This window comes from Aquidulcibacter paucihalophilus (assembly GCF_002105465.1).
Lineage (GTDB): Bacteria > Pseudomonadota > Alphaproteobacteria > Caulobacterales > Aquidulcibacteraceae > Aquidulcibacter > Aquidulcibacter paucihalophilus.
In genome coordinates this window covers 1-3,133 of the sequence record NZ_NCSQ01000044.1, presented here as the reverse complement: position 1 = coordinate 3,133, position 3,133 = coordinate 1, and the positions used below count along the sequence as shown (strand labels likewise).

Here is a 3,133-nt window from a genome sequence, read left to right as displayed (position 1 = left end):
ACTCTCCTTTCAAATGACGGACCAATCGGGGCTCAGGTCACATCGCCTCATGAGAATCTTGTTCATGGGCGCTAACTTCGAAGCCCTATTCCGGAGCCGAAATTCGCCAACCGCAACACGGACACGCCTGCAACCAGAGCTAATCTCTGAACTTACGCTTTGCTAGGACGCTTCATTAGAAAGCGTTACCTCATTGCGTCTTACATTTTTACTTTCTGCGGTCTCCAGTCGGGTGTCTTCGGTAACCGCTTTACTATTCCTCCTAAATCAACAAGTTAGCCAAGACTAGGCGGCCAAGGCTAATGCGATGAAGATCAGACCTTCGGGCTCAAAACCAATCTGGCTTCCAAACCGAGCTCCCCGCCCCAAAACGCGTAGGGGTGTCCCTGTTTAGCCGTTTAGCCAGTCGTTTGGTCCAATCTCTAGCCCCGGATTCCCCAAGCGGTGTCCTTCTTTTCAGGTGGCTTGGCACAACGCACCTCTTGAATCGCGGAGCCCTTTAGGTTCGGCTCTCCTGCCAAGACGCGTTCCATCGCCGCCTGAGCAGCGGTTGCGCTGGGTGCAATTTTCCAGCTGAACGTCCGAAATTCACAAGTTCCAACTTTCTTGTCCATCTGCGCCACGGCGATGCATTGCCCAGGATTCAAAGTTTCTATGTGCACGCCTGCAGCGTTCTCAGCTTTGAGCTCAGTGATGCGTTTGCTGACTTGCCCCGAGCGAGTGGTGGCCGCTGAAGACGTAAAAGCCTCGATCGTGTAGCCCGCGCGATAGGTATAGCCGTACGTGCCGCAGGCTTTCGCTTTCTTGGACCAGAGGATCAAAGTCTCCGCTTTCGCCGGCAGAGCAAATCCTACAATGAGCGTGATGGCAATCAGATAACGTATCACCGGAAAACTCCTTTCATGCAGCCTCTGGCGTTTAAACAGGAAGTTCATCTTGTTCAACGTGACCGTCGCGTAAAGGTCAAAATCTCAAGTCATCTCTGTCGGTTCCCGATGGCCTTTTTGTGTGCCCACAGCTGGGGTGAGCTTCGCTGGCAAAGCCATTTTCTCTTAGGCTACAGTTTTCAAGGGCGCCGGAGTTCGACTCTGATCCCTTGAGGTCGGAAAGGCGCAATGTTGAAATCCGCGAACGGGAGCTTGCCGGATCCTCGCCCACCACGCCATAAGACTATTTTTGTTGTACAAGGAGATAGGCCTTGCGGCGGATAAAGCGGAACCTTTTGGCAGCCTTAGCAATGTGTGGCGCGGCTTTGATCTTCAGCCCTTCCACCGTGTTTGCCCAAGGCAATGTTTCGTTCGAGATTCAGCGGGCCGAGACCCTGATTGCGCAGGGCGACTATGTCGAGGCCCTTGCCACAGTGCGTTCTGCGATCTCCAAGGCACCATCTGACTACCGTGTACGCTATTACTCAGGCATGGCATTACTCGGGCTCCAGCGATTTGACGAAGCACGCACTGAAACAGAGCTCGCCCTGTCGCTAGCGCCTGAAGCAGACAAGGCTGGTGTTCAGCGCTTGCTCGACACGATCGCGCTTCAAAGCGTCTCACTCACGGCAGAGGCCGATGCCGAAGCGGCCCTTGCTGCTGGATTAAATGGCCGCGCTGCACGTCTCTTCGCGCAGGCCTTCGCAGCAGACAAAAGCAAGACCGAAGCTGGGTTCCGGGCCGCCACAATCTATGCCGGACCGCTCGGCCAGCCTATCGAAGCTGTTAAGGTGCTACGTAAGCTTGAACAGCAAACTGCGCGTCCTGAAGCCCGAACAAGAGCGGCAAACGAGATCAAGAAGCTCGAGCCCGCCTACACGCCGCTTGTTATTGCGCTTGTTGAACAGGCAAGTTCCCTTATTTTTGCTGACAACGTATCTGAGGCCGCGGCCCGCCTCTCGGAGGCCGCTGTCCTTGATTCAGGCCGGCGAGAAGTCATTATCGAGCAGCTTCGGCTCACCGCGCTCGGCAATGATAGCCGGGCGCTTGAAGCTCAACTTCTGGATTTGTCCAGAAGTGGCATTTCAATCGATTCCGTCATCCGATTGCTGCCGAGAGGAAAGTATTGGGCGGAGCAAAGCTGGCTGATACAATTGCTTGAAGACTATAAAGGGGCTGAATACGCAAGAGATGTTGCGCGCTTTCTCACTCTCCATAATCAACCGGTTTTTAAGGATTGCAGCGATTGTCCCACGATGGTCGTGCTGCCATCGGGGAGTTTCACCATGGGTTCGCCCGGATCGGAGGCAGGCCGTTATGACAATGAAGGCCCTCAGCGCAGCGTCCGGATTGGATATGAGTTTGCGGTTGGCAAGTTTGAGGTGACGTGGAGCCAGTATTCTGCCTGCGTCTCTGCGGGGGCCTGCCCTGCGGCAACGGATGACCGGTTCGGCCAGGGCAACCGCCCGGTGACGAATGTAGGCTGGAATTATGCCCAGACCTACATCGCCTGGCTCAATCAGAAAACGGGCCTGACGGGCAGTTCGGACCGGTATCGTCTCCTGACGGAAGCGGAATGGGAGTATGCAGCGCGGGCTGGCAGCCAGGCGCGCTGGAGCTTCGGCGAAGATGAAAGCAGTCTTGGAAACTATGCTTGGTATGACTCCAACTCAGGAAACCGCACCCATCCTGTAGGTAGCAAGACGGCAAACGGGTTCGGGCTCCACGACATGCATGGCAATGTCGAAGAGCGGTTAGAGGACTGTTATGGGGCTGGCTATTCGGTGCAACCATCAGATGGCTCTGCGTTCGTGAAAAGTCCTTGCTATACCCGCGTGGTCCGCGGCGGCTCGTGGCGTGACCTTCCGCAGTGGCTGCGTTCAACCTACCGCGACAGTGCCAATACCAACGGCTTCAGGAGCAATACAATCGGTTTCCGTCTTGCGAGGACGCTTCGGTAGCACGCGTCAACTTCTGGCGCATTTGAATTCTTTTAGTCTGCGGTTTCCAGTCTGGTGCCTACAATCCAGTTTGGCTTCGCGCCTTCCAGAAGGGGTATCTCTAGCGGACCAGCTTCCTAGCCAAGGTCACCCGTTTTCAAACTAGCGGGAAACTGACACTCCGTAACCGACCGGCCCCGGCCGCCTTGCTGTAATGGCTGGATTAGTTGAGTGCGAGCACCTTACGAGCGGTCGTAAGGAGGTCTT

General features: G+C 55.5%; 2 protein-coding genes. One reads left to right on the top strand and one right to left on the bottom strand.

Annotated features, from left to right (window positions below; all coding sequences use genetic code 11):
• Positions 1–422 precede the first annotated feature (422 nt).
• Complete coding sequence (locus tag B7364_RS04115; RefSeq protein WP_157893475.1) at positions 423–944, bottom strand: hypothetical protein; 522 nt, start codon at positions 942–944, stop codon at positions 423–425.
• A 254-nt stretch (positions 945–1,198) separates the two neighbouring features.
• Here B7364_RS04115 and B7364_RS04110 point away from each other — a divergent pair, with 254 nt between their 5' ends.
• Positions 1,199–2,887 carry a formylglycine-generating enzyme family protein gene (locus B7364_RS04110; RefSeq protein ID WP_157893474.1) on the top strand — a complete coding sequence of 563 codons (1,689 nt, stop codon included), beginning with the start codon at positions 1,199–1,201 and terminating at the stop codon, positions 2,885–2,887.
• Positions 2,888–3,133: the final 246 nt, after the last annotated feature.